This window comes from Halobacillus massiliensis (genome assembly GCF_900166625.1).
Lineage (GTDB): Bacteria > Bacillota > Bacilli > Bacillales > Halobacillaceae > Halobacillus_A > Halobacillus_A massiliensis.
Genome location: NZ_LT800499.1, coordinates 1,642,264 through 1,660,735 on the forward strand (window position 1 = coordinate 1,642,264; position 18,472 = coordinate 1,660,735).

Consider the following 18,472-nt stretch of genomic DNA (forward strand, 5'->3'; position numbering starts at 1 on the left):
TAAGGAAAGGTAAGAGGTGATTGGATATGATTGAGCTATACGGTAAAACATATGAGATTATAGAGGAACATAAGGATGCCTTTCAAACAGAAGATGTGGAGGGTCGGTTTACCGATGTTCTAAGTAAATATGATTTTATTGTCGGGGATTGGGGCTATGGACAGCTTCGTCTAAAAGGCTTTTACGATGATCAGAATACGAAAGCGACGTTTGATACAAAAATCAGTACGTTAGAGGATTACTTGTATGAATACTGTAATTTCGGTTGTGCCTATTTTGTATTGAAAAAAGTTAATCCTTAAACCGACGAGCTTTGATAAGCGCGTCGGTTGTTTTTTCTTAAAAAGGCTGCCTCTTTTAAGAGCATTAAGGAGAGGTTTCATTATGTTGAGTCAAAAAAGGGGGATAAAATATGTATTTCGTGGACAGGCATAAAATTGAAGAAATTTTAAATTATATGGAGCGGTTAATGGAAGAGCAAAAACTCCATTCTTATTCATCTTCTTTGGCGGATAAACTGCTGCTTGAGAGGATTACCCATCTTGTCATTGAGTCTATTATTGATGTAGGCAATCAAATGATTGATGGATTTATTATGAGGGATCCAGGCAGCTATGAAGATATTATCGATATTTTAACAGATGAAACCGTTCTGCCAGAAGAAGAAATCGATCAGTACAAAACATTTATTCAGCTGAGAAAGGTGATTGTACAGACTTATCTTACTGTAGATCGTCAGCAGTTAGAAAATGTCTGGCAAAAAAGCCAACATGCCGTGGAGAGCTTTCCTAAGCGTATACGGCGTTACTTGGATGAAGAAATCGGACCGGTTTCTGCATTTACAAACAGAAACGAATAGGGGAATAGCAGTGAACTCATATAAAGCATACTTAATTGATTTAGATGGCACGATGTATAAGGGACTGGAGCCGATAGATGGGGCAGCTGAATTCGTACAGCGGCTGTGTGCGAAATCAATTCCCTATTTGTTTGTAACTAATAATTCATCTATTTCACCAGAAAAGCTGGCAGATAAATTAAACCAAATGGGGATTCAGGCAGGAAAAGAGAATATCTTTACATCGAGTATGGCGACGGCGGAATATATTGATTCATTAAAATCTAAGTCAAGTGTATTTATGATTGGGGAAGAAGGCCTGCGGGAAGCTTTAGTACATAAAGGATTAAGTCTCGTTACCAAAAACGCGGACTTTGTAACGATTGGAATTGATCGAAAAATCACCTACGAAAAATTAGCGGATGCCTGCCTTGAAATTCGAAATGGAGCGAAGTTAATCAGTACAAATAAAGATGCGGCAATTCCAACAGAGCGAGGCATGGTTCCGGGAAATGGGGCGATGACCTCTGTTCTTGCTGTAAGTACAGGTGTATCGCCTGTTTTTGTAGGGAAACCAGAACCAATATTAATGGAACAGGCTGTGGAAAAACTTGGTTTTCCTAAAAGTGATACACTAATGATCGGCGATAATTATGATACAGATATTATGGCTGGTATTAAAGCAGGCATCGATACATTAATGGTGGAAACGGGAATTTCTACGCGAGAAAGTATTAGAAGCCACAACAAACAGCCAACATACCATGCAAAAAATTTAACCGAATGGGAAGTGTAAAAACCCGGTCTGCTATTGAAGCAGACCGGTTTTTTTTATAAAGACCGCTACAGCAAGTAAGGCCCAAAGTAAGTCATGACAAACAGCAGATGGATAGATATAAGATAGAATAATTGAACAGAAACAGACCAATTTCTTTTCTTACTTATTTGCAAGGTGCCATGAACCAACACTGCAAATAAGATAATAAATATAAAGGGGCTTGCGGTAAAGGTTAAAAATTCAGGAGCACGGTTCATTACCTTCTCGGAAAATACCCGGTCTTGAAAGATAAAAGCAAACAGCAGATAAATAGCTGCTCCTATATAATAAACCCAAGCTTTATTTCTATCCACAGAAGAACCTTTGACAAACATAATAATAGCTAAAAATAGAAGCGGCCAAACGAACCACAGACCGCCGACAATCAATGTAAAAAAGCTGATAGCGATCATTCCCATAGTTTTACCTAAGGAGTCTAAAAAGTATCCGCTGGGAAAGCTCTCCGCTTTGGCTAAGGCTTTCTCATTACTAGAAGAAAGGAGGATTTGGTAATTCTCCCCTTTATGGTCCATCCAGACAATCGATTTATTATTCAGCGATTGAGGTGCTGTGGAAGGACGTGAGGTATTACTTAAACGTTCAGTCTTAGAGGCTCCATCACTGGTCAGGACGGTTTCGTAAATATTAAATTGATTATCTGTTTTATAAAGAGTATTCGTTGAACCTGAAGCTGCAGCTAGAATTTTAAAAACACCATTTTCAGAGGAGAGGCTGAGCTCTGAAAGAGACGATAGTTCTCCTTTTCCGGCCGGATCCATAAGGGTTAAAGGGTTTAGTTTCGGATCTTCATTATAGCTTGAAATAGAGTAGAAATTTTCTGTCTTAGAAGAGCCGCCTGCTTTTTCTGTTGCTGTTACCACAAGCGCATATTCGTTCGCGTTTAGTCCAAACTGAAGAGAATTGATTACTTTCTGATCTGCCAGGTCGAAACTGGACTCCACAATTTGATCGATACCTTCTTCATTTATTTCAAAAATTTTAAGATTTGTTGTGGTTTTTTCTGTCACATACAAAAGTAAAAAGTTCTTATCACCAGAATGGACGGCCTCTGTCTGAACTTGATCATTCTCTAAGGAGAGCAGCTTTGTTTCTTCTTCTGTATGGGGATCCAACTGGTAGACGGCATCATCTTTTTTATAAAGAACAAAATCTTTTAAAGGAAAGAACTGATTAATGTCAGAAATTTTATTACCGGACTCATTGTACATGCTGTAATAATCAGAATAAATAAGGGCTTTTTCATCTATGTAAAATTTCGTCCATTTGTCTGCAGGTATAGAATACGAAGCTGCTGTATCGATATTAAATTCGGGCGAGATGCTTGCTGTTGTAATTCCTTCACTTGTTAAAAATGAAATCATTTCATTATTTTCCTTGTTCCATAGAACAGGGGGAGTGGAGAAAGGAGTACTTCCTACATTCACTTCACGGCTCCAGCTGTCATTAGGAGGTTCGGTTACTTTTTGGTAGTTCTCATAAAATAATAAACAGATTCCTGCCAGGATTACCATGGCGGGAATGAGCCATACTGCATTCTTTCGAAAAAGTTCCATATGACACACACCTTCTTTTTTTATTTTCATTATTATTATATACGAAACCATATGGTAAAAGTTTCAAAAAAAAACGCCGTGGTAAGCACGGCGTTTCATCTAATATTCTTCTCCCACTTCACTGTGTGCTAATCGACTGGAAGCTGCAGCAGCAATGGCACCTACAATGTCATCAAGGAAAGTGTGGCATTCCCCAGTGGACTTATCATTTAATTTTTTCAAGATTCCGGGCTTTTGTTTATCGATGTAACCATAGTTCGTAAACCCTATAGAACCATAGACATTGACGATAGATAGTGCGATTACTTCATCTACACCATAAAGACCTTCATCAATCTCAATGGTAGTTTGAAGCGGTTCTTCGAGCATCTTTTTTTCTGCTAATTTGTCGATTTGAATGCCGGTTATAATGGCATTTTGTACTTCTCTTTTTTTCAACACCTGATGAACATTATACTCACATATATCCATTGTTAAATCTGGATGGTATTTTGATTGAAGATAATATACGAGTTCCGCCATATCTTGAATAGTAATTCCTCGTTCAATTAGTAAATCTCTAGCGGTCTTCTCTAAGTTACTAATTTTTCTGTTTTCTTCTGTCATGTCGTTGACCTCCCCCGAGCAGATTAAAATCTTATTTTTAATATATGAATGAAATAACAAAGAAACAATAACTGTATTATATCAGATGTCATTTTACTTATTTATTGATATCTATTTATAATAAGTAAAAGGGGTGATTTGGTGAATAAACCGTATGTGTATATTACAAGGAAGCTCCCGGAAGATCAAATTAAACCATTCAAAGATGACTGGGAGATTGGTATGTGGGAGAGCGAGACAGAACCTGTTGATAAGGAAACGTTAAAGAAAGAAGCTCGACGTGCAGATGGCCTGCTGACAATGCTCACAGAGAAAATTGATGAAGAGCTGCTTAATGATGTCCCTAACTTAAAAGTAATCGCAAATATGGCGGTAGGATACGATAATGTGAATGTAGAAGCAGCCGAAAACAAAGGAATTATTGTAACGAATACACCAGACGTTCTTACAGATACTACAGCTGATTTAGCTTTTGGAATTTTAATGGCTGCAGCCCGAAGAATTGTGGAAGCGGCGGACTACATAAGGGATAACAAATGGGATAACTGGTCTCCACTGCTGCTCGCAGGTTCAGATATCCACCATAAGAAACTCGGCATTGTAGGTATGGGCCGTATCGGGCAAGCTGTAGCCAGAAGGGCAAAAGGATTTGATATGGAGGTAGCTTATTATAACCGTTCGAGAAAGTACGAGGTGGAAGAAGAAGGGCTTGCTGTTTATGAGAGCTTTGAGAACCTAATCTCAACATCAGACTTCGTAATGTCGCTCGTGCCGCTAACAAATGAAACCGAGCATTTATTTAATGGAGATGTTTTTAGGAAGATGAAAAAGGAAGCCATTTTTATTAACGCCTCTAGAGGAAAGACGATGGATGAGAAGGCTCTTTATGAAGCCGTAAAAGGAGGAGAAATTAAAGGGGCGGGTCTTGATGTATTTGAAGAGGAGCCTATTTCCTCTGATCATCCGTTATTAACACTGAAAGAAATTGTATGTGTACCTCACATTGGCTCAGCAAGTAAAGAAACAAGGGAGAAGATGATGAACTTATCCCTTCAAAATATCCAGAGTGTGTTAAAAGATGAAGAACCGAAGACACCAGTCCATTAAGATAAAAGAACCGTACACGATTTTTTCGTGTACGGTTATAAATACCTATTTAGAAAACTTGCTCTACTTCATAAATTCCAGGAACTTCTTGTGCTAATGCACGTTCAATTCCCGCTTTTAGTGTGATGGTCGAACTTGGACAATTTCCGCAAGCCCCCATTAAACGCAAGCGAACAATTCCATCCTCAACTTCAACTAATTCTACGTCTCCTCCGTCACGGAGTAAGAATGGGCGAAGTTTATTTAATACTTCCTGAACTTGTGCTTCCATGTTCAATCTTCCCCTTTCGATACCTATATTATAATGGGTCTTCATTAAAAAATCTATGGATTCTGCAGTGAATCATTATATTGAGAACTATTTTCATTTTATCTTTTTTTTAATGTTTTGTAAAATAGTAATAACTACAAATTAGTAAAGTGGTGGGAAAGTATGAAAAAGGAAAAGGTAATCTTAACTGTATATGGTGCTGAGGAGCGCTGTGCCAGCTGTGTCAATGCTCCAGGTTCTAAAGAAACGTATGAATGGCTGCAGGCTGCAATAACAAGAAAGTATCCTGACCAGCCCCTGGAATACCGCTATGTTGATATACACCAAAGCCAGGAAGAGGACAGTAAAGATAAGGAATATATTGCTCAAATTCTGGATGATGAACTTTTTTATCCATTAGTTACGATTAACGAGGAAGTGGTGGATGAAGGAAACCCCCGTCTTAAGAACGTATATCAGGTTTTAGAAAACTTAGGGTATCAGCCTCATACAGAATCTTAGCTCTTATAAAAACAGAGGCAGCTATGGTATGATGGATAAAGTGGGACTTCATCCAGGATAGAAGAGGTGAAGCGGATGAATCCGTTAATTGAATTCTGTGTAAACAATTTAATAAGTGGTTCTGATGAAGCGATGGAAGTGCTTGAAAAAGATCCTGATTTAGACGTGACAGAATATGGCTGTCTCAGCCATTGCGGCATTTGTTCTCAAGGCCTGTTTGCTCTAGTTAATGGTGAACGGGTAATGGCTGACACTGCGGAAGAACTTGTTGAAAAAATTTATCAATACCTGGAAGAGAATCCCCTTTTTTAAAGTGAAAAGCAGTGGACGTCTTATAAATATTTAACCCTTTGTCTCAAAAGAACAAAGGGTTTTTACATGCTCGATTTGTTGAAAAACGGGGTTCAACTTAGTATACTGGGAGTACGAGAAGAAAGGAGAGTCTGGAAATGATTCTTAATATTACAGATGCGGCAAGACACCAGATTCAGGAAATGTTGAAGGAAGAAGAGACTGAAAATCCTACCCTTCGCTTCGGAATAAAAGGTGGCGGCTGCAGCGGTTTATCCTATGCCATGGGCTTTGAAGATGAAATTAATGATGAACTTGATACGATAGAGGATTATGAAGGGCTGCCTGTAGTAATCCGCACACAAGATATTCCAATCATTGAAGGAACGAAAATTGATTATAAGCAGAACATGATGGGCGGAGGTTTTACGATCGATAACCCGAATGCGATTGTATCATGCGGCTGTGGTTCTTCCTTTAAAACGGCTACAAATGCCGGTACGCCTGACCCGAACTGTTAAAGTATTAGAAACATCCTCAGGGAGTGAGGATGTTTTTTTGTGGAAACATTAAAAAATCCCTTGGATAAATAACTTCCAAGGGATTTTTTATGATGATTAAGAAAACATGCTGGTGGAGTGCTTAGGCTGGACTCTGGCGTCTGGATCCATATAAGCTTTAGCATTGTTTACAGCCGTCGGGCCTTCTCCAAAGCCTGATGCAATCAGCTTAACTTTACCGGGATATGTGCAGATATCACCAGCCGCGTAAATGCCTTTAATGTTTGTTTCCATTTTAGAGTTCACGACAATACTGTTCTTCTCGATTTCCAGTTCCCAATTTTTAATAGGGCCCAGTGAAGAAATAAAACCATAGTTTACAATCAATTCGTCAACATCCACCGTTTCTACACGATCGCCTTTTACTTCATGAAGCTCAATCTGTTCAATACGATCATCTCCCAGCAGTCTTTCGGGAGTAAATGGTGTCATTAATTTAACGTTAGAATTCGTCAGCTGTTCTACACTGTGTTCGTGCGCGCGGAATTTATCACGACGGTGTACAAGACTGACTTGCTTAGCGATGGGCTCAAGCATTAAGGCCCAGTCTACTGCAGAATCGCCGCCGCCGCAGATCATTACATTTTTATCGGCAAACTTATTCATATCATCTACATAGTAATGAAGGTTTGTCTTCTCAAATTTTTCAGAGTCATCAATTTTAAGACGGCGGGGCTGAAACGCACCGTTTCCTGCCGTGATAATGATCGTCTTCGTATAATGTACTTCTTTATTTGTTGTCAGCTTGAACGTATCATCTTCAAGTCGTTCTATCGTTTCTACAGACTGCTCAAGTGAAACGGTTGGATCAAAAGCAAAAGCCTGCTCTTTTAAGTTGTCGACAAGTTCTTGTGCACCTACCCTTGGAAAACCGGCGACATCAAAAATATATTTCTCAGGATAAAGAGCAGACAGCTGACCGCCCAGGTGCGGCAGACTTTCTATAATGTTAACGCTCGCCTGGCGCATTCCTCCGTAAAAAGCGGTAAATAAGCCGACAGGCCCACCACCGATAACAGTTATATCATGAACTTTATCACTCATTATTTGTCCCCCTTACACTAGATACAAATTACACTTTTTCTATTCTATCATAAAACCTTTAGACGGCGCACGGGAGGGGGGATTTTATCTAATAATTAATTGAATATTAATAAATTTCCGATAAAAATATTAAGGGTTGAAAATCAATAGGAAAAGGTCTAATATTGAGACTAGAAAACATTTAACGATTTTGTGACAGAACAATACAGGATGCGACAGGCTTTTTTTTATGTAGGATTGTGTGAAACAAGTCACAATGGAATATGCCCAAAAGGCAAATATAATAAACGGAAGTGATACTATGAATAAACCGAACATCGTTATATTAGGTGCTGGTTACGGCGGAATGATGACAGCCGTTAATTTGCAGAAGAGTATTGGTGCAGACGATGCTAACGTAACTTTAGTGAATAAGCACAGCTATCACTATCAAACAACTTGGCTTCATGAAAACGCTGCAGGAACCCTTCACCATGATAAAACGCGTATCGCTATTAAAGATGTCCTTGATACTACTAAAATTAACTTCGTTCAGGATACAGTAACTAATATTCTTCCTGAAGAGAAAAAAGTTCAGCTTGAAAATGGTGAACTTTCTTATGACTATTTAGTAATCGGTTTAGGATTCGAGGCGGCCACCTTTGGTATTCCAGGACTTCTCGAACATGCTTATACAATTAACAGCATCAACAGCTCCCGCCTGATTCGTCAGCACATTGAATATAATTTCGCTAAGTACAATAATGAAGCGCATCCAAAAGAAGAGCGTCTTAACCTTGTTGTAGGTGGAGCCGGCTTTACAGGTATCGAGTTCGCTGGTGAACTGGCAAACCGTGTACCTGAGTTATGCAAAGAGTATGACATTCCTCGCGAGAAAGTACGTATTATTGTAGTGGAAGCTGCACCTACTGCACTTCCAGGCTTTGATCCTGAACTTGTAGAATACGCGATGAATTCTCTTGAAGCAAAAGGCGTTGAATTTAAAATAGGCGCTATGATTAAAGAAGTTACTGAAAATAACCTTGTTTTTGAAAAAGACGAGCAGCGTGAAGAAATTGCTACAAATACTGTTGTATGGGCAGCGGGTGTGCGCGGTAACTCCTTAGTAGAAGAGGCTGGTTTTGAAGCAAACCGTGGTCGTATTGAAGTAACACCTGACTTAAGAAGCAAACAGTACTCTGATGTATTTATCATTGGCGACTGTGCTCTTCTCTTTAATGAAGAAACGGGCCGTCCTTATCCTCCGACAGCTCAAATTGCCATTCAGCAGGCTGAACAGACAGCGGCTAACCTTAAGAAGGCTGTACAAGGTGAAAAAGATTTTGAAGCCTTTACTCCTGATTTAAAAGGTACAGTTGCTTCTCTTGGTCATGATGATGCCATTGGAGTCGTCTTCGATGATAAGAAATTGTTCGGCTGGTCTGCATCTGCCATGAAGAAAGTTATCGATAATCGATATCTTCTTAAATTAGGCGGCATAAGTCTTCTATTGAAAAAAGGGAAACTAAACTTCTTTAAATAAAGCTCTTAAATAAAGCAAAGGCAGATTCCTGTCTTTGCTTTTTTCAAGGTAGGGGGAACAGCAGTTTGAACATCGTACAATTCGCAGTATCTATACTCCTGTTTTTTGTGCTTTTTTTCGGGATCGGTTTTTTATTAAATATGATCCTGCGTTCTTCATGGATCATGGCTTTCGTATATCCAATTGTTGTATTGTTAATAGTCGATAATTTTAAAATCAGCCGTTATTTTACAGACACTGTCGCTGCTTTCTCCGAGGTCTTCGGGCATGTCATTCGTTTGCAGCTGGTAGATATCGTGATTTTATCCAGTGGATTTGCAGGTACTATCGTCGCTGGATTAATTATCAAATGGCTGAGAAAAAATGGATATCAAATGTTTTAAAGAACCCTTAACATTTTGTGGTGTGAACTGCAGAGTGTTAAGGTTTTTTTGAATAATCTGTTCCTATATGGGACAGGATGCAGGTAAGAGGTGCATGCAATGAGTTGGATCTTTAGAAATCTCGTATTTTGTTTTCTATTTATCGGTGCGTTATACGCCACATGGTACCAGCTGTCCAATATGACAATATCAGATGTTATCGAGTGGATGGATGCCAAGGAACAACAAGAATTATCACTGAAAGAACCCATCCTGGCAGCCAGTTTTTGTATTTTTAACGAATGGTAGAAAAAAAGAGGTTAAGAAATATTCGGGAAGTCCAATGGGAAATAAACAGAATCACACTGGTTCTGTTTATTACGTTTGGTGAAAAGCGGTTGGGAAACCACTAGCTTCTAACAGCTTTAGATTGAAACGCAAAAGATAAAAAAAGAAGCCTCCAGAGTAGGAGGCTAAAGCAATAGTATGAAATAAGTTCAACTACAGAAAAAGTTTGTTTGTTAAAAAAGACGAACTATTTATTTAGTGCTCTTTACAAAAGCCTATAGAAAAGCGGGAGCAATTAATATAGTTAAAAGAATTCCAGTTAGTCCGCCAAAAAATACTTCAATAGGCTTATGTCCGAGCAGTTCTTTGAGCTCTTCTCTTTTTTGGAAATTCTCTTTGCTCGCCCACTCTTTAGCTTCTCCCACAAAACGGTGGAAATCGTTAATTAAAATATTTAACATGATGGCTTGTTCGCCTGTTTGACGGCGTACCCCAGTGGAGTCAAACATGACGATAATGGTAAATACTGCGGCTACGGCAAAGATTGATGAATCTAAGCCATGTTCTATACCGACGGCTGTGGACAAGGCAGTCACAGCAGCCGAGTGACTGCTCGGCATTCCGCCCGTGCTAAATGCAAGACCGGGGTTTAGTGACCGTGATGCAATAAATTGAATGGGTATTTTCACTAGCTGAGCGAAAAAAATAGAAAAAAGTGCAGCCCATAATGGAAAGTTGTTCAACAAATCCATACTTTAAAATACGTCCTTTCCCAAAGAATTTATTGTACAAAAACAATTTTAGAGTATGTTGATTGTATCATACAAGCAGAGACGCTGTCTGTTAAAAGAACCGCTTATACAAGAAGCCTAAAAGAAATTTTAGTATACTGTAAGTGGAGGTGGTATGGAATGTTTAGTTTTCGTAAAGAGATTTTTCAGGAGCAGGACACATTAGTCGTGGGATTATTTGATGATGATGAACATACAAAAGTTGCCAAAGAAGTAGATGAGCGTCTGAATGGTTTTGTAACAGAGGGCATCAGCGATGGTGACATTCACACAGAGTACGGAACGGTATCAAAGATTCTGCCAATGGCTCTCTGTGAAACAAAGCGTCTTTATTTTATTGGTTTAGGAAAGAGAGATAAACTGGATGAGACGCTTTTTAGAAAAGCCTTTGGCAGATTATTTAAGAGGCTGCAAAGAGATCACATAAAAAAGGTGTCCATAGCCTTTGACAGTGTGGTACCAGCAAATGTAAGTGAAGAAAAGTGTGCATCACTTATTGCGGAAAGTATGGGAATGGCGACTTACCAGCTGGCTCATTTTAAAAAGAATACACGAGCTTTGCCCTACATAGATGCACTTTGCATAGTGACAAAAAGGGAAGATGACCTTTTACCGTTACTGGCACATGGTTATGCGCTTAGCAAAGGAGTAAATATAGCAAGACATCTTGTTCATTCTCCTTCTAATGTCTTAACAGCAGAAGCTATGGCTGAGTTCGCCAGGGAGCTTGCTTTAATGCATGAATTTTCCATTGATGTACTGGAAAAAGAACAGATGGAAGAGCTGGGAATGGGTGCTCTTCTTGCAGTAAACCAAGGATCTGAAGAACCCCCTGCAATGATTGTAATCAAATATCAGGGTCTCAAGGAATGGAAAGATATTACGGCGTTTGTAGGCAAGGGAGTTACCTATGATACCGGCGGCTATTCCATTAAGCCGAAGACTGGTATGCCAGGAATGAAAGGGGACATGGGCGGTGCTGCTGCTGTATTGGGAGCAATGGAAACAATCGGCCGTGTGAAGCCGAAAGCCAATATCCTTGCTGTTATTCCATGCACGGACAATATGATCTCCGGTGCAGCCTTTAAGCCGGATGATGTTATTACTTCCTTGAGCGGCCGGACAATTGAAGTTTTAAATACGGATGCTGAAGGCCGTCTTGCTCTTGCGGATGCAGTGACTTATGCTAAACAACTGGGAGCCAGCCGAATTATTGACGTAGCCACGTTAACTGGCGGAATAGTTACAGCCCTGGGATCATGGATGACAGGCGCGATGACTAATGACAAGGAACTTTATCAGAAAATAGAAAAACTCGGTGCTCAAATGGGAGAACCGATTTGGCAGATGCCTTATAATTATGACTATCGTGCTCAGGTTAAAAAGAGCGACATTGCAGATTTAAATAATTCACCAACGAGAAAAGCTCACCCGATTATGGGAGGCGCATTTATAGGGGAATTTGCTGAGGATACGCCATGGGTCCATTTAGATATAGCGGGAACCTCTATGGCGGAAACTGCCCATGATCTTGGTCCAAAAGGGCCTACGGGAGTTATGGCAAGAACGCTTGCTGGTTTTGCTATACAAGATTGAAAAAAAGCAAGGATGAAAAAATTTCATCCTTGCTTTTTTATTACTTTTGAATGGCAGCTTCTAAAGCCACTTCAATCATTTCATTGAAAGTTGACTGTCTTTCTTCTGATGAAGTTTCTTCTCCTGTCAGTATATGATCGCTTACAGTAAGGACAGATAAGGCTTCACGACCATATTTAGCAGCTAGCGTATAAAGGGCTGTTGTTTCCATTTCTACAGCTAACACATTGTAGCTGGCCAGCAGGTTAAACAGATCCATAGCGTTATCACGATAGAAGCTGTCACTTGTAAATACGTTGCCTACGCGCAGCTTAAGGCCTTTCTCCACTCCTGCGTCATAAGCAGCTTTTAACAGGTTAAAAGCTGCTGTAGGGGCGAAGTCGATACCGTTAAAGACCATTCGGTTCATTTGAGAGTCCGTTGTAGCGGTAGATGCTAAAATAACGTCACGCACTTTTACATCTTTCTGAAGGGCGCCACATGTACCCACACGAATCAGTTTTTGAACTCCGTAGCTCTCCATTAATTCATTAATATAAATAGAGATCGATGGCACACCCATTCCAGTTCCCTGAACAGAAATGCGTTCTCCTTTGTATGTGCCTGTGAAACCATACATTCCTCTAACCTCGTTATAGCAGCTTACATCTTCAAGAAAGTTCTCGGCAATATATTTGGCCCGAAGCGGATCTCCAGGCAGAAGAATTTTTTCAGCAATATCTCTAGGTTTTGCACCAATATGTACACTCATTCGGTAAACCTCCTCTTAAATTCACACGTTTATAAATTACCACAACCCTGAAAAGAAAACAATCAACCCTGTTGAAAGTACTGTTTTTCCAAGTCTTCCAGGCGATCTAGCGCCTTTTGATTAAAGTCTGTCTCCCGCCTGGTGACTTTTTCCTTCAGCTTCGCAATCGACTTTTTTAGAGATTCCTTATAATCGGGAATGTCTCCTTCATATTCTTCGATAGCTTCTTTATGAATATTCGCTTTTTCTCCAAAGCTTAAAGCTTTTCTTTGGTGAAAAAAAACGTTCTCAGTCTTCCCTGGATTGTGCAAATCCCCCTGCATCGGATGTTTGTCGACGGCCAGCACTTTTACGAGATAGGCATGGTTCCTTTCTTCCACCAGTTCTCCAATATAAATGCCTGTTTTATAGTGAGCTTTTACAGTATTTCCAACTTTAAGAGTCATACGTCATCCTCCTTTCTCTATAGTGTATCAAACTATTTTATTATGTGAAAAACTGGTGAACTCGTTCTAGTGGTTAAAATATTTGTTATAATAGGAGAAGTGAATACGAAAGGGAGTGATGCCTCATGATGGAATTTCTTTATTTCCCTGAAGATAAGAGTGAATATATACCCGCCGTTATTACGCTGAGTATATTTATTATTGGAGCCGTTATTACGATGTATTTTATTATAAAGCATTCGCGTAAAGAAGAGCAGAAAGAAGAAAATCGAGCAGCATTGAAGGAAAAAGAAACAAGTCAAAGAGGCTAGCTCTTCGGCTTGTTTTTTTATTTTCCTGAAAGGGACGGCTGTTCCCGGCAGTTAGAGGAGGGTGCGGTGGTTCGCAAAGGAAGAATACTAATAAATCTGCTGAAACTTATAAAAGCATTCTTAATAGGAAAAGCTATCCGTAGGACTCGTAAGGAAAGGACGTAAGCGAGATGAAACGATGGATAGGTTTTGCAGTATGTGCAGGAATACTCGTAGGTTGCAGCGGTGGTGAAAGATCTCCGCTTGAATCTCCAATCTATAATGGGGATGGAGATCGCATAGGGACCGTCACATTGACAGAAGAAGCACAGGGGGTTGGTGTTAAGGTTAAAGCTGAAGGGTTAGAGCCTGGGCCTCATGGCGTACATTTTCATGAACGGCCGGATTGCGAAGGACCTGATTTTCAAAGTGCCGGTAACCATTTTAATCCAAAAAACACGGAGCATGGGCTGATGAACGAAAAGGGAGCTCATACTGGAGATTTACCCAATATTGAAGCTGATGGCAGCGGGGCAGTCGATGTAGAGCTTTCTTTGTCAGAAGCTACGCTAAAAGACGGTCAAACATCGCTTCTTAGAGATAAAGGAACTTCCTTTATTATTAACAGTAAAGAAGATGATGGAATGACACAGCCCGCTGGTGATTCCGGGGAGCGTGTTGCCTGTGCGAAGATCACTTTGAATGCTGATGAAGATCAGTCAACCGATCCAACAGAAGCAGACAAAAATAAAGAGTAAAAATAAAAAAGGTCTAATGAATAAACACTGTCATTCAAATAGTAAAAAACAAGCGACTCCCCTGTACCATAAAAGGGGACTCGCTTGTTTTAGAGTAAAAACCTTATCTTTTCCAGCTGGCTAATCAGCCACGGTGATTTTTAACTGCCTGTATAATACGATCTACGCCCTCCTGGACGGTTTTAAGTGGAGCGGCAATGTTAATCCTCATAAAACCCTGTCCCTCTTCTCCAAAGGTCCCTCCATCGTTTAAACCTATTTTAGCTTCTTTCTGCATAAATGATTTAAGTTCACTATGTGTAAGGTTTAACTTACGGCAATCCAGCCAGATCAGATATGTGCCTTCCGCGTGAATGACACGAATTTCCTCTGTTTCACTGTTAATCCGCTCTGTCACGTAATCCCGGTTCCTCTCTAATGTTTCCATTAGTTCATCCAGCCATTCTCCGCCGTGATTATAAGCAGCTTCCATAGCGGTCAGTCCCAGTGTATTTAACATAAACATTCCCTGCTTATCAAAATGAGCCTTCACTTTCTTTCTTTTCTCTTCATCGGACGTTACAATGTAAGAGGCTTGAAGCCCTGCCAAGTTAAAGGTTTTTGTAGGGGAAAAGCAAGTGATCGTAGAATGGTTTATCTCATCACTTAGCGATGCAATTGGTATATGTGTATAAGGTTTAAAAATTAGGTCGGCATGAATTTCATCCGATACGATTAACACATTATGACGGAGGCAGATCTCGCTTAGTTTCCTCAGCTCCTCTTTTGTCCACACTCTCCCTACAGGATTATGGGGGTTACAGAGAATAAACATTTTTACGTTATTTTCTCTGATCTTATTTTCAAAGTCCGTAAAATTAATGCTGTATTCTTCATTCTCATAAATTAAAGTGTTTGTAACAAGTTTGCGTTCGTGATCTTTAATAACAGAATAAAACGGTGGATAAACAGGAGTTTGGATAATAATAGAATCTGAAGGTTCGGTCAGTGACTGAATAATCATATGCAGACTTGGGATAACCCCTGGACTGTATGTAATCCAGTCTTTTTCTATAGCCCATTGGTGGCGATTGCTCAGCCAGGAAACAATGCTTTCTTTTATTAAATCATCAGGCATCGTATAGCCGAATATTCCGTGTTTAACTCTTTTCTCCAAAGCTTCGACAACTGCCTCTGGTGCTTGAAAGTCCATATCAGCGACCCACATCGGCAGCACCTCATCACTTTTATAAAGTTCTTCGGCATAATCCCATTTAACGGAACGAGTTCCTTTTCTTGAAGTTATTTCGGTAAATCGGCTCATGGTCCATCACTCCCTAAAAACTATTTTGCTATCTTTATCATAACTAAAATATATCTGCTATGATACTGTATTGCTTTTTGGGCAAAAAAAAAGCAAAGCTATTCAGCTTTGCTTACACAGGGGGAATACGAGAAAGTCTTACGTTAATAAATATATCCAATAATCTAGTAACTTAAACCTCTTATTCTAATTTTTTTCTTTATTTAATTCATAAAGTAGATTAATTGCTTTTAAAATGTCTTCTTCCGAGAAGTCCAGTGTTTTTCTCAGAAGAAATTTCGCTCTTTTCGTTCCTGCCTTTTGAATGAGCTGCAACAGTTCTTCATCAGGTTTTTCATTTTCCTCTGATTCCATCAGTTCGGATGCAGGAATGTCTAATACGGTAGAAATCTTTAAGATAGTATCCAGTTCAGGAACACGTTCATTGTTTTCATAACTTTCAAGAACTTGTACACCAATACGTGATCTCAATGAAAGCTCTTCTTTCGTGAATCCTTTCGTATCTCTATACTTTTTAATGTTTTCACCAATGGACATAATAACCACTCCTCCCTTACCTTTATTATACCACTTTCCTGGAAGAATAAGGGATGTATCTACCTAAAAGTACAATGGGTTTTGCTTAAATAGAAAAGGTGTGATAAAATCAATAATTGCGTGAAAAGAAACGAATAATTTATATCAGGAGTTGTATAGCATGTCAGATAAGTTTCAAGAAGGTCAAGTTTTAGAAGGTAAAGTTACTGGTATCCAGCCATATGGTGCTTTCGTTGCACTCGATGAAAAAGTTCAAGGTCTTGTTCATATTTCTGAAGTAACACACGGATATGTTAAGGATATTAACGAACACCTTACAGAAGGTGATGAAGTACAAGTTAAAATTCTAAACATTGATGAGCAAAGCAACAAATATTCCCTTTCCATTCGTGCAACACAGGAAGCACCTAAACAGGAGCAGCGCCGTCCGCGCAAACAAGCTCCTAAACAACAGCAGCAGGAAGAAGCAGCTGCTGGGTTTAATACTCTTAAGGATAAACTGGAAGACTGGATTAAACAATCCGACGACCGTGAGAAGTTCCGTAAATAAGCAAGAGAAAACCCGCCTCAGACATGAGTCGGGTTTTTTTTATGTCAAAAGCCGGGTGACTATCGATTTTGAGGTACTTCGCGTGTAGCATTTGTCGTTTCTGCTGCACGTGAAAAATAAATGGATATGGTGATAAGTCCACTAATTCCAACGAGCGTATAAATGACACGAGCAAAAGCTCCACTTTGTTCACCACCGCCAAACAGGCCGGCCACAAGGTCATATTGAAACAGTCCAATAAGTCCCCAGTTAATAGCTCCAATGATTACCAGCAAAAGTGCTACTCTTTGAATCCAACTCATGTGTTATTTCCTCCTTTCTTTCATAATGGTTTTAGGTTGACCTTATGTGACAATTTTATGCATTGTGCATTTCTTTTGAGAAACGAAGTCAAGTGGGGGATAATATGAATTGAATCAAATAGAGAGGAGAATTTATAATATGGATTCATTTATCTTTCATAATCCAACAAAATTAATATTTGGTAAGGATCAGGTAGAACAATTATCTGAACAGCTGCCTAATAATACAAAAAAAGTGCTCGTTGTATACGGGGGAGGAAGCATTAAAAAGAACGGCGTTTATGAACAAGTAATGGAGCAGCTAAATAATGCCGGAGCCACTGTTCATGAACTTCCAGGCGTTGAACCTAATCCTCGTTTAACTACAGTAAGAAAGGGAGTAGACATCTGCAAAAAGGAAGGCATCAACTTTCTACTCGCAGTGGGCGGAGGTTCTGTCATCGACTGTACGAAAACCATTGCGGCTGGTGCTAAATATGATGGAGATGCCTGGGACCTTGTTACAAGACAGGAAACGCCAAATGGGGCGCTTCCGTTTGGTACTGTTCTAACATTAGCTGCCACTGGTTCTGAAATGAACGGAGGAGCTGTTATAACTAATTGGGAAACGAATGAAAAATACGGTTGGGGTTATGCACCATATACTTATCCTCAATTTTCTATTCTAGATCCACAAAATACAAAAACCGTACCGCGTGACCAGACGATTTATGGAATTGTAGATATGATGAGCCACTTATTTGAACAGTATTTCCATAATGATACGTTATCTCCAGTACAGGACGAAATGATTGAAGGTGTCTTGCGTACGGTTATTGAAACAGCACCAAAACTGCTTGATAATCTAGACTCTTATGAACACCGTGAAACCATTCTTTATTCAGGAACCTTAGCATTAAACGGTATGCTGCAAATGGGTTATCGTGGTGATTGGGCGACCCACAATATCGAGCATGCTGTTTCTGCGGTTTACGATATTCCTCATGCTGGAGGATTAGCGATCCTCTTCCCGAATTGGATGAAGCACAATTTAGATGTTAATGTTGAGCGCTTTGCTAAAATGGCTGTTAAAGTATTCGGTGTCAATAATTCTAATCTTTCTGAACGCGAAACAGCAATAGAAGGAATTGAGGCCCTCAGACAATTCTGGACTTCTCTTGGTGCGCCAGAAACGCTGAAGGACTATGATATTGATGAAGAGAAGTTTGATGTCATCGTCAATCGTGCAATGAAGCGAGGAAAATTCGGTAATTTTACAAAACTAGATGAGCAGGATGTACGTCAGATACTTGAAATGTCTAAATAATAAAATTAAAAAAACGCGGAGAATTCTCCGCGTTTTTTTATTTGGAAAAAGAGGATATCCT

25 protein-coding genes are annotated in these 18,472 nt (G+C 39.6%); 15 read left to right on the forward strand and 10 right to left on the reverse strand.

Features of this window, described 5'->3' with window-relative positions:
- Positions 1–26 precede the first annotated feature (26 nt).
- From B7E06_RS08095 to B7E06_RS08105, 3 genes are all read left to right on the forward strand, one after another.
- Complete coding sequence (locus B7E06_RS08095; RefSeq protein ID WP_082233496.1) at positions 27–302, forward strand: YutD family protein; 276 nt, start codon at positions 27–29, stop codon at positions 300–302.
- 110 nt (positions 303–412) lie between these two features.
- Positions 413–859 (forward strand): DUF86 domain-containing protein, encoded by a 447-nt coding sequence (locus B7E06_RS08100; RefSeq protein WP_082233497.1) that lies wholly within the window; start codon positions 413–415, stop codon positions 857–859.
- Between the two features lie 10 nt (positions 860–869).
- The gene (locus B7E06_RS08105; protein ID WP_143414471.1) at positions 870–1,634 is read left to right on the forward strand and encodes a TIGR01457 family HAD-type hydrolase; all 765 of its coding nucleotides are present in this window, start codon (positions 870–872) and stop codon (positions 1,632–1,634) included.
- Positions 1,635–1,681: 47 nt separating this feature from the next.
- Here the strand turns inward: B7E06_RS08105 and B7E06_RS08110 are convergent, their stop codons facing one another.
- Positions 1,682–3,229: a hypothetical protein gene (locus tag B7E06_RS08110; RefSeq protein ID WP_082233499.1), complete on the reverse strand. Its 1,548-nt coding sequence runs from the start codon at positions 3,227–3,229 to the stop codon at positions 1,682–1,684.
- 99 nt (positions 3,230–3,328) lie between these two features.
- Positions 3,329–3,835: a phosphatidylglycerophosphatase A family protein gene (locus B7E06_RS08115; protein WP_082233500.1), complete on the reverse strand. Its 507-nt coding sequence runs from the start codon at positions 3,833–3,835 to the stop codon at positions 3,329–3,331.
- Between the two features lie 141 nt (positions 3,836–3,976).
- Here B7E06_RS08115 and B7E06_RS08120 point away from each other — a divergent pair, with 141 nt between their 5' ends.
- On the forward strand, positions 3,977–4,942 hold the full coding sequence (locus B7E06_RS08120) for a 2-hydroxyacid dehydrogenase (RefSeq protein WP_082233501.1): 966 nt from the start codon (positions 3,977–3,979) through the stop codon (positions 4,940–4,942).
- A 49-nt stretch (positions 4,943–4,991) separates the two neighbouring features.
- Here the strand turns inward: B7E06_RS08120 and B7E06_RS08125 are convergent, their stop codons facing one another.
- Entirely contained in the window at positions 4,992–5,213 is a 222-nt protein-coding gene (locus B7E06_RS08125; RefSeq protein ID WP_082233502.1) for a NifU family protein, read from the reverse strand.
- Between the two features lie 162 nt (positions 5,214–5,375).
- On the opposite strand from B7E06_RS08125, the gene B7E06_RS08130 reads away from it, so the two are divergent.
- The 3 genes from B7E06_RS08130 (at position 5,376) to B7E06_RS08140 (ending at position 6,526) form a co-directional block, all read left to right on the forward strand.
- Positions 5,376–5,714 carry a YuzD family protein gene (locus tag B7E06_RS08130; RefSeq protein WP_082233503.1) on the forward strand — a complete coding sequence of 113 codons (339 nt, stop codon included), beginning with the start codon at positions 5,376–5,378 and terminating at the stop codon, positions 5,712–5,714.
- Positions 5,715–5,789: 75 nt separating this feature from the next.
- Positions 5,790–6,026 carry a YuzB family protein gene (locus B7E06_RS08135; RefSeq protein WP_082233504.1) on the forward strand — a complete coding sequence of 79 codons (237 nt, stop codon included), beginning with the start codon at positions 5,790–5,792 and terminating at the stop codon, positions 6,024–6,026.
- Between the two features lie 137 nt (positions 6,027–6,163).
- Positions 6,164–6,526, forward strand: a complete 363-nt coding sequence (locus tag B7E06_RS08140; protein ID WP_082233505.1) for a HesB/IscA family protein — start codon at positions 6,164–6,166, stop codon at positions 6,524–6,526.
- Positions 6,527–6,622: 96 nt separating this feature from the next.
- On the opposite strand, the gene B7E06_RS08145 is transcribed toward B7E06_RS08140, so the two are convergent.
- Entirely contained in the window at positions 6,623–7,609 is a 987-nt protein-coding gene (locus B7E06_RS08145) for an NAD(P)/FAD-dependent oxidoreductase (RefSeq protein WP_082233506.1), read from the reverse strand.
- Positions 7,610–7,910: 301 nt separating this feature from the next.
- Here B7E06_RS08145 and B7E06_RS08150 point away from each other — a divergent pair, with 301 nt between their 5' ends.
- From B7E06_RS08150 to B7E06_RS08160, 3 genes are all read left to right on the forward strand, one after another.
- Positions 7,911–9,131 carry an NAD(P)/FAD-dependent oxidoreductase gene (locus B7E06_RS08150; RefSeq protein ID WP_082235955.1) on the forward strand — a complete coding sequence of 407 codons (1,221 nt, stop codon included), beginning with the start codon at positions 7,911–7,913 and terminating at the stop codon, positions 9,129–9,131.
- 65 nt (positions 9,132–9,196) lie between these two features.
- Positions 9,197–9,514 (forward strand): YuiB family protein, encoded by a 318-nt coding sequence (locus B7E06_RS08155; RefSeq protein WP_245807703.1) that lies wholly within the window; start codon positions 9,197–9,199, stop codon positions 9,512–9,514.
- Between the two features lie 99 nt (positions 9,515–9,613).
- A complete protein-coding gene (locus B7E06_RS08160) occupies positions 9,614–9,802 on the forward strand; it encodes a hypothetical protein (RefSeq protein ID WP_082233507.1) in 189 nt (62 codons plus the stop codon).
- Positions 9,803–10,056: 254 nt separating this feature from the next.
- Here B7E06_RS08160 and B7E06_RS08165 read toward each other — a convergent pair whose 3' ends face one another.
- Positions 10,057–10,533: a divergent PAP2 family protein gene (locus B7E06_RS08165; protein WP_082233508.1), complete on the reverse strand. Its 477-nt coding sequence runs from the start codon at positions 10,531–10,533 to the stop codon at positions 10,057–10,059.
- 159 nt (positions 10,534–10,692) lie between these two features.
- On the opposite strand from B7E06_RS08165, the gene B7E06_RS08170 reads away from it, so the two are divergent.
- Positions 10,693–12,168, forward strand: a complete 1,476-nt coding sequence (locus B7E06_RS08170) for a leucyl aminopeptidase (RefSeq protein ID WP_082233509.1) — start codon at positions 10,693–10,695, stop codon at positions 12,166–12,168.
- Positions 12,169–12,208: 40 nt separating this feature from the next.
- On the opposite strand, the gene deoD is transcribed toward B7E06_RS08170, so the two are convergent.
- Positions 12,209–12,919 carry a purine-nucleoside phosphorylase gene (gene deoD / locus B7E06_RS08175; protein WP_082233510.1) on the reverse strand — a complete coding sequence of 237 codons (711 nt, stop codon included), beginning with the start codon at positions 12,917–12,919 and terminating at the stop codon, positions 12,209–12,211.
- A gap of 62 nt (positions 12,920–12,981) precedes the next feature.
- Positions 12,982–13,365 carry a kinase-associated lipoprotein KapB gene (gene kapB, locus B7E06_RS08180; protein ID WP_082233511.1) on the reverse strand — a complete coding sequence of 128 codons (384 nt, stop codon included), beginning with the start codon at positions 13,363–13,365 and terminating at the stop codon, positions 12,982–12,984.
- 125 nt (positions 13,366–13,490) lie between these two features.
- Between kapB and B7E06_RS08185 the strand changes: the two genes are divergently transcribed.
- On the forward strand, positions 13,491–13,676 hold the full coding sequence (locus tag B7E06_RS08185) for a hypothetical protein (protein WP_082233512.1): 186 nt from the start codon (positions 13,491–13,493) through the stop codon (positions 13,674–13,676).
- Positions 13,677–13,846: 170 nt separating this feature from the next.
- On the forward strand, positions 13,847–14,413 hold the full coding sequence (locus tag B7E06_RS08190; protein WP_082233513.1) for a superoxide dismutase family protein: 567 nt from the start codon (positions 13,847–13,849) through the stop codon (positions 14,411–14,413).
- Positions 14,414–14,537: 124 nt separating this feature from the next.
- Here the strand turns inward: B7E06_RS08190 and B7E06_RS08195 are convergent, their stop codons facing one another.
- Together B7E06_RS08195 and B7E06_RS08200 are read right to left on the reverse strand one after the other, a co-directional pair.
- Positions 14,538–15,716 carry a MalY/PatB family protein gene (locus tag B7E06_RS08195; protein ID WP_082233514.1) on the reverse strand — a complete coding sequence of 393 codons (1,179 nt, stop codon included), beginning with the start codon at positions 15,714–15,716 and terminating at the stop codon, positions 14,538–14,540.
- Positions 15,717–15,902: 186 nt separating this feature from the next.
- Positions 15,903–16,253: a helix-turn-helix domain-containing protein gene (locus tag B7E06_RS08200; RefSeq protein WP_082233515.1), complete on the reverse strand. Its 351-nt coding sequence runs from the start codon at positions 16,251–16,253 to the stop codon at positions 15,903–15,905.
- 160 nt (positions 16,254–16,413) lie between these two features.
- Between B7E06_RS08200 and yugI the strand changes: the two genes are divergently transcribed.
- Complete coding sequence (yugI, locus tag B7E06_RS08205) at positions 16,414–16,803, forward strand: S1 domain-containing post-transcriptional regulator GSP13 (RefSeq protein WP_082233516.1); 390 nt, start codon at positions 16,414–16,416, stop codon at positions 16,801–16,803.
- 59 nt (positions 16,804–16,862) lie between these two features.
- Here yugI and B7E06_RS08210 read toward each other — a convergent pair whose 3' ends face one another.
- Positions 16,863–17,105 carry a DUF378 domain-containing protein gene (locus B7E06_RS08210; protein ID WP_082233517.1) on the reverse strand — a complete coding sequence of 81 codons (243 nt, stop codon included), beginning with the start codon at positions 17,103–17,105 and terminating at the stop codon, positions 16,863–16,865.
- A gap of 139 nt (positions 17,106–17,244) precedes the next feature.
- Between B7E06_RS08210 and B7E06_RS08215 the strand changes: the two genes are divergently transcribed.
- Positions 17,245–18,411 (forward strand): iron-containing alcohol dehydrogenase, encoded by a 1,167-nt coding sequence (locus B7E06_RS08215; protein ID WP_082233518.1) that lies wholly within the window; start codon positions 17,245–17,247, stop codon positions 18,409–18,411.
- Positions 18,412–18,472: the final 61 nt, after the last annotated feature.

What these genes read in the sequence shown, in the direction of transcription:
- B7E06_RS08095 (WP_082233496.1), top strand. Translation starts at nt 27, where the DNA reads ATGATTGAGCTATACGGTAAAACATATGAGATTATAGAGGAACATAAG.
- B7E06_RS08100 (WP_082233497.1), top strand. Translation starts at nt 413, where the DNA reads ATGTATTTCGTGGACAGGCATAAAATTGAAGAAATTTTAAATTATATG.
- B7E06_RS08110 (WP_082233499.1), bottom strand. Translation starts at nt 3,229, where the DNA reads ATGGAACTTTTTCGAAAGAATGCAGTATGGCTCATTCCCGCCATGGTA.
- B7E06_RS08115 (WP_082233500.1), bottom strand. Translation starts at nt 3,835, where the DNA reads ATGACAGAAGAAAACAGAAAAATTAGTAACTTAGAGAAGACCGCTAGA.
- B7E06_RS08125 (WP_082233502.1), bottom strand. Translation starts at nt 5,213, where the DNA reads ATGGAAGCACAAGTTCAGGAAGTATTAAATAAACTTCGCCCATTCTTA.
- B7E06_RS08130 (WP_082233503.1), top strand. Translation starts at nt 5,376, where the DNA reads ATGAAAAAGGAAAAGGTAATCTTAACTGTATATGGTGCTGAGGAGCGC.
- B7E06_RS08135 (WP_082233504.1), top strand. Translation starts at nt 5,790, where the DNA reads ATGAATCCGTTAATTGAATTCTGTGTAAACAATTTAATAAGTGGTTCT.
- B7E06_RS08140 (WP_082233505.1), top strand. Translation starts at nt 6,164, where the DNA reads ATGATTCTTAATATTACAGATGCGGCAAGACACCAGATTCAGGAAATG.
- B7E06_RS08145 (WP_082233506.1), bottom strand. Translation starts at nt 7,609, where the DNA reads ATGAGTGATAAAGTTCATGATATAACTGTTATCGGTGGTGGGCCTGTC.
- B7E06_RS08150 (WP_082235955.1), top strand. Translation starts at nt 7,911, where the DNA reads ATGAATAAACCGAACATCGTTATATTAGGTGCTGGTTACGGCGGAATG.
- B7E06_RS08160 (WP_082233507.1), top strand. Translation starts at nt 9,614, where the DNA reads ATGAGTTGGATCTTTAGAAATCTCGTATTTTGTTTTCTATTTATCGGT.
- B7E06_RS08165 (WP_082233508.1), bottom strand. Translation starts at nt 10,533, where the DNA reads ATGGATTTGTTGAACAACTTTCCATTATGGGCTGCACTTTTTTCTATT.
- B7E06_RS08170 (WP_082233509.1), top strand. Translation starts at nt 10,693, where the DNA reads ATGTTTAGTTTTCGTAAAGAGATTTTTCAGGAGCAGGACACATTAGTC.
- deoD (WP_082233510.1), bottom strand. Translation starts at nt 12,919, where the DNA reads ATGAGTGTACATATTGGTGCAAAACCTAGAGATATTGCTGAAAAAATT.
- kapB (WP_082233511.1), bottom strand. Translation starts at nt 13,365, where the DNA reads ATGACTCTTAAAGTTGGAAATACTGTAAAAGCTCACTATAAAACAGGC.
- B7E06_RS08185 (WP_082233512.1), top strand. Translation starts at nt 13,491, where the DNA reads ATGATGGAATTTCTTTATTTCCCTGAAGATAAGAGTGAATATATACCC.
- B7E06_RS08190 (WP_082233513.1), top strand. Translation starts at nt 13,847, where the DNA reads ATGAAACGATGGATAGGTTTTGCAGTATGTGCAGGAATACTCGTAGGT.
- B7E06_RS08195 (WP_082233514.1), bottom strand. Translation starts at nt 15,716, where the DNA reads ATGAGCCGATTTACCGAAATAACTTCAAGAAAAGGAACTCGTTCCGTT.
- B7E06_RS08200 (WP_082233515.1), bottom strand. Translation starts at nt 16,253, where the DNA reads ATGTCCATTGGTGAAAACATTAAAAAGTATAGAGATACGAAAGGATTC.
- yugI (WP_082233516.1), top strand. Translation starts at nt 16,414, where the DNA reads ATGTCAGATAAGTTTCAAGAAGGTCAAGTTTTAGAAGGTAAAGTTACT.
- B7E06_RS08210 (WP_082233517.1), bottom strand. Translation starts at nt 17,105, where the DNA reads ATGAGTTGGATTCAAAGAGTAGCACTTTTGCTGGTAATCATTGGAGCT.
- B7E06_RS08215 (WP_082233518.1), top strand. Translation starts at nt 17,245, where the DNA reads ATGGATTCATTTATCTTTCATAATCCAACAAAATTAATATTTGGTAAG.